7 protein-coding genes and 3 tRNA genes are annotated in these 7303 nt (G+C 45.2%); 2 read left to right on the top strand and 8 right to left on the bottom strand.

All coding sequences use genetic code 11. From position 1 onward, the window contains the following. Positions 1 to 55: 55 nt before the first annotated feature. From HMPREF0083_RS06825 to HMPREF0083_RS06810, 4 genes are all read right to left on the bottom strand, one after another. A tRNA-Met gene (locus tag HMPREF0083_RS06825) sits at positions 56 to 132 on the bottom strand. A gap of 95 nt (positions 133 to 227) precedes the next feature. Further along, a tRNA-Ser gene (locus tag HMPREF0083_RS06820) sits at positions 228 to 319 on the bottom strand. Positions 320 to 325: 6 nt separating this feature from the next. Beyond that, a tRNA-Ser gene (locus HMPREF0083_RS06815) sits at positions 326 to 419 on the bottom strand. A gap of 114 nt (positions 420 to 533) precedes the next feature. Continuing rightward, positions 534 to 968 carry a BrxA/BrxB family bacilliredoxin gene (locus tag HMPREF0083_RS06810; protein ID WP_021620436.1) on the bottom strand — a complete coding sequence of 145 codons (435 nt, stop codon included), beginning with the start codon at positions 966 to 968 and terminating at the stop codon, positions 534 to 536. 334 nt (positions 969 to 1302) lie between these two features. Here HMPREF0083_RS06810 and HMPREF0083_RS06805 point away from each other — a divergent pair, with 334 nt between their 5' ends. Beyond that, positions 1303 to 2187, top strand: a complete 885-nt coding sequence (locus HMPREF0083_RS06805; protein ID WP_021620434.1) for a polysaccharide deacetylase family protein — start codon at positions 1303 to 1305, stop codon at positions 2185 to 2187. A gap of 157 nt (positions 2188 to 2344) precedes the next feature. On the opposite strand, the gene HMPREF0083_RS06800 is transcribed toward HMPREF0083_RS06805, so the two are convergent. Genes HMPREF0083_RS06800 through HMPREF0083_RS06790 form a run of 3 tightly spaced genes read right to left on the bottom strand, consistent with a single transcriptional unit; the run spans position 2345 to position 5048 of the window. Further along, positions 2345 to 3334, bottom strand: a complete 990-nt coding sequence (locus HMPREF0083_RS06800) for an ABC transporter permease (RefSeq protein WP_021620432.1) — start codon at positions 3332 to 3334, stop codon at positions 2345 to 2347. Further along, positions 3327 to 4253 (bottom strand): ABC transporter ATP-binding protein, encoded by a 927-nt coding sequence (locus HMPREF0083_RS06795; RefSeq protein ID WP_021620431.1) that lies wholly within the window; start codon positions 4251 to 4253, stop codon positions 3327 to 3329. Before HMPREF0083_RS06795 ends, HMPREF0083_RS06800 begins: the two co-directional genes overlap by 8 nt. 12 nt (positions 4254 to 4265) lie before the next feature. Then, on the bottom strand, positions 4266 to 5048 hold the full coding sequence (locus tag HMPREF0083_RS06790) for a GDSL-type esterase/lipase family protein (RefSeq protein WP_040301776.1): 783 nt from the start codon (positions 5046 to 5048) through the stop codon (positions 4266 to 4268). Positions 5049 to 5196: 148 nt separating this feature from the next. Here HMPREF0083_RS06790 and HMPREF0083_RS06785 point away from each other — a divergent pair, with 148 nt between their 5' ends. Then, positions 5197 to 5448, top strand: a complete 252-nt coding sequence (locus tag HMPREF0083_RS06785; protein WP_021620429.1) for a hypothetical protein — start codon at positions 5197 to 5199, stop codon at positions 5446 to 5448. A 28-nt stretch (positions 5449 to 5476) separates the two neighbouring features. On the opposite strand, the gene HMPREF0083_RS06780 is transcribed toward HMPREF0083_RS06785, so the two are convergent. Continuing rightward, positions 5477 to 7219 (bottom strand): phospho-sugar mutase, encoded by a 1743-nt coding sequence (locus HMPREF0083_RS06780; protein WP_021620428.1) that lies wholly within the window; start codon positions 7217 to 7219, stop codon positions 5477 to 5479. Positions 7220 to 7303 lie beyond the last annotated feature (84 nt).

Below are 7303 nucleotides of genomic sequence, written 5' to 3'. Positions count from 1 at the left end.
AACGAGGCGCTCTACCAAGCTGAGCCACTTCCCGATAAATGTATGCAGAAAGGGATGGTAGCGGCGGAGGGGATCGAACCCCCGACCTCACGGGTATGAACCGTACGCTCTAGCCAGCTGAGCTACACCGCCTCAAAACAATCGAATAAGAAAAGAGCGGGTACTAGCCTATTACAAAAGCTTTTATTATCACTTTCGTGTTAATATTCAACTTCTTGCTTATATAATGGCGGAGAAGGAGGGATTCGAACCCTCGCACGGTTTAACCCGTCTACTCCCTTAGCAGGGGAGCCCCTTACAGCCTCTTGGGTACTTCTCCGAATAATGGCGGACAGGGTGGGATTCGAACCCACGAGACGAGTTAACCCCGCCTACACGATTTCCAATCGTGCTCCTTCGACCAGCTCGGACACCTGTCCCTACATATTTAACAGCGACAAGATTCATCCTATCATAACCTTAGATTAAAAGCAAGGTTTTTTTTAAAAAGCTCCTTCTCCAGTACTGGAGAAGAAGCTTGACATGTACAGGGATTATCCGCAATGCTTCTTAAATGCTTCAAGCAAATCTCCCGCAATAATTTCAAGCGGACGGTTTTCAATTTGATGACGCTCCATCATATACACTAGCTCTCCATCCTTCAACAAAGCAAAAGAAGGAGAGGAAGGCGGATAACCAGTAAAATATTCTCTCGCTTTAGCGGTCGCTTCCTTATCCTGGCCAGCAAATACCGTATAGAGATGATCGGGCTTTTGCTCGCTATGCTGCAGTGAATAGGCTACAGCAGGACGGGCAAGACCAGCAGCACAGCCGCACACTGAGTTAACGACTACAAGGGCGCTTCCTTTCATGTTTTCAAACTTCGCCTCTACATCTTCCGGTGTTAACAACTCTTCAAATCCGACAGATGTAAGCTCTGTACGCATCGGTTGAATAACCGAGCGCATATATTCATCATATGACATCATAAGTCTTATCCCTCCATTACCGTTTCGTACTTTCTTATGGCATGATTACAAAGCGGTTTATTTCATTATAGCGATTTCTCTCCTGTTAGGAAAGTTTTGCAGAACATTCCCGCGCAGAGTGCATCCTTTTACCTGTTTCCAAAAAAAATCAATATTGTATAATTTTATAATGAGGAGGGTTCGTATTCAGCGAATATAATAAATTAAATTTTCGCCAGAAATTTTTGCACATTACTGCTGTTTTTATAGTAGAATAGGCGACGAACATACATCGATACCTGTTTATGGACGAAGTACATAATAAAGAGATAAATAGAGAAAGAAGGGACATATTTTGGAGAATAATCGGAGGAGAAAAAACAGGAACATAATTTGGATTGCGCTATCCCTGTTAGGATTAGTTATTGGAGCGAATATCTTATTTCGCGATAGCCCCCCTGTTCAATCAGCCCATGCGTTTCTAAATAAAATTTCCAATGACACGCTGTACCCGAAAACTAACGAAGAAGCATTGAAACAGCAAAATGCAAATCCAGAACCTAATCCACCGGTTCCGGAAAAAACAGCACTCCCTTCAGCAAAATCAGCTGAAGTTTCTAATGTACCAGCGGTTGGCAAAATGATCGCCAAAATCCCCTTGTCTAAACCAACCGTATATTTAACTTTTGATGACGGACCGGGTCGATATACACAAGACATTGTAGAAATTTTAGACAAAAACGATATTAAGGGTGGATTTTTTTGGGTAGGACAAAATCTAAAAACAGAACAGCAGAGCACTTTCGCTAAAAAGATGCTGGAAAACGGACACATTATCGGTACCCATACGATGCATCACGAAACGTTGAGAAAAAAACCGAAAGACGTACAGGTACAAATGATTCGTACTTCTACTGAATATATCTCCCAAAAAATTGGTGCGCCCATTTATTATTTTCGACCGCCTTACGGAGCCATCGACCAAAATACATTGGTTGCTTCCAAGGAAACGAATCAAATCCTTGCCTACTGGAACGTAGATAGCCTGGATTGGAAGCACGGTGACAAGCCGGATTTAATTATGAATAATATCGCCAGCGAAGTAAAGCCAGGCTCCATTATCCTCATGCACGAAAAAGAGCAGACGGTACGGTTGCTGCCGAAAATTATTGAATTACTCAAGCAAAAAGGCTACGGCTTTGCGCCACTTCCTGTACCAGATCCCGTTGAAAAATCATAGTATTCAATTCATGCAAAAAGAGGCACACCGCTTAAAAACGGAGCCTCTTTTTTTAAGCTTAATCAAGAACAACGAGACACGAACCGGCGCCCGCTTTAGGTTCGTTGTGATGGCTATTTCCCTGGATGATACTGGATAATCAACACCCTTCGCTTAATTAATACACATCGCGTCGAATAAATACAATATAAGCCACAAGAAGGGAGGCTACACTCCATATGCCAAGAGTAGTCAATGAAAAGGTCAGGCTTAATCCGGGAATCGTCGGCAACGTGCCCGCCAGATAATCGGTTAGCTGTAGATTTACCATGAAAAAATATTTTGCTGACTCCCATGCAGATGCCATATTCGTTAAAATCGTACCCGCAATAAGAGCGGATACCATCACTCCCATTCCTGCGGCTGTACTGCGAACAAGCACAGATACCATAAATGAAATGCATGCTACCGCAAGACAGGCGTACCAGGAAAGTCCATACTCCATCATGATATACAGCCATTGTGGGAGTACATGCACACCTTCTGTATTCACCTCCTCCCCTTGAATCTGAAATCCGGTTAGTACTGGGTATGCCCATCCTGTATAGCCAAATACAACACCGGAAATTGCATAAGCAATAATTCCTGTAAGTACAACAATCGCCGAAACAAATAGAAATAAGGCAATCAACTTGCTTGTAAGTATTCTCCATCTTTTTACAGGACGAGTTAGCAGCAACTTAATTGTTCCACCCGTATGCTCGCCCGAGACAATGTCCGAAGAAATAATTACAATAAGAAGCGGGATAAACAAGGAAACAGCATTGCTCATGAAATCCCGCGTGAATGTGACTCCGTTCGGAGATGTTGGATTAATGTCGTGATCCAAATAATATTGTTGTTGCTGAATACGAATCCGCATTAATTTTTTCCAGTCTTCTGGAATACGAGTGCTGCTCAAGCGATTTGTCGTATCATTGATGCTCTGCCGCACCGACACCTTCCAATCTGTCGTCCCGAGCTGCTTCTGATTATCGAGTGTGGCCCGGAACTGAGCATAAGTAAAAATCGGTACAAGCACAAGCAAAATCAATACAACAACCCATAGTCGCTTCCTTTGCAAAATTTTCAACGCCTCGTTCATAACTAAGCCATACATACTAAGCATGATGCTCCCCCTCGGTCATATCGAGAAACAAATCCTCAAGACTCGGCTTTTTCCATTCGATTCCGTATATTTCGATGCCTTGATCGACTAGAGCGGCTGTTAGCTGTGGAATATGCTCGGGAGCTACTTCTGTTACAATCCCGGCGTCTACTAATTCCTGCTCCCGTACCTTGATGAATGGTGAGTTCATAAGCAAACTTTTCGCCCTATCATAAGGGTTAGCATACCAGATGATTTTACGAAAGTTTTGTGTCAACAATTCATCCACGACCCCTACGCGAATGATACTTCCTTCGTTAATAATGGCTACTCGATCGCACATAAGTTGAATTTCACTCAGCATATGACTTGAGATAAATACACTCAAGCCCTCATCAGCCAATTGGCGGATAAAAGCACGCAATTCTCTAATTCCCTGCGGATCAAGACCATTAGTCGGCTCGTCTAAAATGAGCAGCTTCGGGTCACCGAGCAAAGCCTGGGCAATCCCGAGACGCTGGCGCATCCCCAGTGAATAATCTTTTACACGATCCCCAATACGTGCACTTAAATCGACACGTCGTACAACTTCATCAATTTTCTCCCGGGTTACCCCTGGAATCATGCGGGCAAAATACTCCAGGTTCTCCATTCCACTCAAAAACGGATATAGTTCAGGATTCTCCACAATCGAACCAACCTTTGCCAGCGCTTCCGTATGGTCTTTCTGGATATCATAACCGCATACGCGAATTCGCCCCGCGGTTGGTCGAACAAGGCCGACCATCATCCGAATTGTGGTAGTTTTCCCTGAACCGTTTGGTCCAAGAAATCCAAACACTTCGCCCTCTTGTACAGAGAAGGAGATACCTTTAATAATACGGTTACGGCGAATTATCTTTTCTACCTGGTCTAGTTCAAGCGTAATCGCTCGTTGCACCGCTCTTCCCTCCTATCGGATTACTTCAGCCATCCTCTCTCCGATCCGTCGGTACCCCGCTTGGTTCGGATGAAAATGGTCACTGGACAAATATTTTTTGCCATCTACACGAAATAAGTCGTCGGTCGGTACAAAAATCGCATGAGGATACCGGTATAAAACGGCCGACGTTTCACTATTCCAACGCTCTACAACCTTATAGCTTTCCTGTGCATTCGATAAGTCGGCAAACGCATTATATAGCCCCATATACAAAATTTTGGCCTTCGGATTTAACGAATCGATAATTTTTACGATTTCCTTGTAGCGCTCTACTGCCCCAGGCAAACGCTTCTGACTTATTTCCGGATTAACCTCTTCTGCTCCCCCTGCATTAAACAAGTCATTTCCACCAATCGAAAGTGTAACGATATCGGCCTGGCGGAGCGTTCTTCGAATATCTTCTTTTTGTTGTAAATCACGCAGCAAATCAGCAGTTTTATATCCATTTACCCCATGGTTTAATACATACGCTTGCTGACCTGTCGCCTCCGACAGACGCGCCCGCAAGTTGCCGACATAACCAAGTCCTGCTCCGTCTCCTGTGCCTCGAGTTAACGAATCACCCAACGCAACGATTTGGACGGCGTTTACTTTGGGCTTCCCCGTTTCTTCTGTACCTTTGTCAGTTTTCCACTCTCCCGTCGCGGAAGGGGAAAGAATATCTGTAATCCCCAGATAAAGCCCAACTGCAAGAGCCAGAGTAGATGCAAGGGAAAAAACCGCAAATAGACGCCAGCTGGCTTGTGATGACATATCCGCTCCTCCTTTGGACGAAATTCTTTTTCCATTATATACATAACTGACAAGAAGTAAAAAACACATACCTTTTTTGTTTCTCTTACATATAAGCAGGGTAAAGTAAAAAAGGAGAAATACATTCATATGAGAGGATGAAATAATAATGAACAACAACAATGACAACCGAAACCATAATGATAAAGAAGCCCAAAATAAGTGTATACAGAATACAGCCGTTCCTAATTTCGATGCAGCCAAGAAGACAGGTACCGAATTCGAGCATATGAAATCGAATGAAGAGCTCCGAAAGGAAGGTTTACTCGAAGATCCAATTCAAGAAACCAAGGAGCATGCTGAACAAGCTGCGGATAAAAGGTCGAATGTTAAATTAGTAAGGGCAGAGGAAGAGAAATAAAAAGGAGCCCGATCGGCTCCTCTAACGTTTATTCGTTTATTAGCGTATGTACCTTTTTTATCACATCGGCTTTTAAGCATGAAAGGTTGGTCTGCGCTTCTTCCATGGTGCTGCCTTTTACGCCAAAGTAGACTTTTAGCTTCGGTTCCGTGCCGGACGGCCGCAGGCAGAACCACGCACCATTTACTAATGTGTATTTCAATACATCAGATGCAGGAAGCGTAAGTTCCTCGTCCCGGTTCTCCTTCACGAACCGGCGCCGCCCTGTTTGGTAGTCTTCTACCACATTTACTTTTTGACCGCTCATCTCCAAAGGAGGCTCCTTACGGAACGTTTGTAGAATGGACTGGATGGTTTCAATCCCCTTTTTTCCCCTCAGTGTTATCGAATACAAATCTTCCAGATAATACCCGTATGTCGTAAATACTTCCATCAATCCTTCATATACCGTCAGACCACGTGATTTATAATATGCAACCATCTCTGCAACAAGCAGGCATACCTGCACCGCATCCTTATCCCGTACAAAATCACCAGCGAGATATCCGTAGCTTTCTTCATACCCGAAAAGGAACGTACGATCTCCCATCTGCTCAAATTCTTTTATTTTCTCTCCAATGAATTTAAATCCTGTCAATGTGTCTATCGTCTCCAACCCAAAGGAGCTTGCAATGGCGCGCCCGATTTCAGACGTGACGATCGTCTTCAATACGACACCGTTTGGCGGAAGCGTACCTCTTGCCCGCTTTTGTTCCAGCAAATAATGCAGTAGAAGCGCCCCGGTCTGGTTCCCGGTCAGTACCACATAGTCGCCGTCGCCGTTTTTAACCGCAACACCGACACGGTCTGCATCCGGATCCGTACCAAGCAGCACATCAGCATCCACTTTCTTGCCATATCGAATCGCCCACTCGAATGCAGCATGCTCCTCAGGATTTGGAGAAGCAACCGTAGAGAATTCAGAATCGGGCTGCTCCTGCTCGGCTACAACGGTCACATGCGAAAATCCCATCTGAGCAAGACCTCGGCGTACCAGAACATTGGCCGTGCCATGCAGCGGTGTAAATACAATACGCACATCCTCACTCATCCGCCCAATGACTTCTGGATTTACACTTAGGGCACACGCCTTCTGAAGATAAGCTTCGTCAATGTCCGCTCCAATCTCTACGAACAATCCGGCTTTGCGTGCTTCTTGTTCGTCCATAACTTCCACGGTCAACTCATCGGACACTTCATTTACTTTATCTGTTACTGCATCGGCTTCCATTGGGGGCAGTTGTCCCCCGTCCGGCCCATATACCTTGTATCCATTATACTCTGGCGGATTGTGGCTGGCCGTAATTACAATGCCTGCATACGCGTTTAAATGACGCACTGCAAACGACAGAACCGGAGTCGGACGGATGTCATCGAATACATAAGCTCGGATGCCGTGTCGTGCCAGTGTCAAGGCCGACTCCAGCGCGAATGCCCGCGACTGACGGCGCACATCATACGCGATGGCCACACCGCGCAGCTTCGCCTCCGCTCCCTGTGCTTCTATATAACGGGCAAGCCCTTCAGAAGCCTTGCGCACTGTATATGTATTCATCCGGTTCGTACCCGGTCCCAGTTCGCCGCGCAATCCACCGGTACCAAAGGCCAGATTGCGGTAAAAAGCATCTTCCAAGCGTTGCGGATCGTTCCATATGTTCACAAGTTCACGCCTGATGTCTTCCGAAAGGCCAGAATATGCATGCCAGCGCGCCGCCTTCTGTTTCCATTCCATCTTTGTCTCTCCTTTTATATATCTAGATTATTTCTTCTATCATAAACCTTGTTTGACATCCAAGACAATTCCCAGCCTGTGAAG

This window comes from Aneurinibacillus aneurinilyticus ATCC 12856 (assembly GCF_000466385.1).
Classification (GTDB): domain Bacteria; phylum Bacillota; class Bacilli; order Aneurinibacillales; family Aneurinibacillaceae; genus Aneurinibacillus; species Aneurinibacillus aneurinilyticus.
This window is presented reverse-complemented; position numbering and strand designations above follow the sequence as displayed.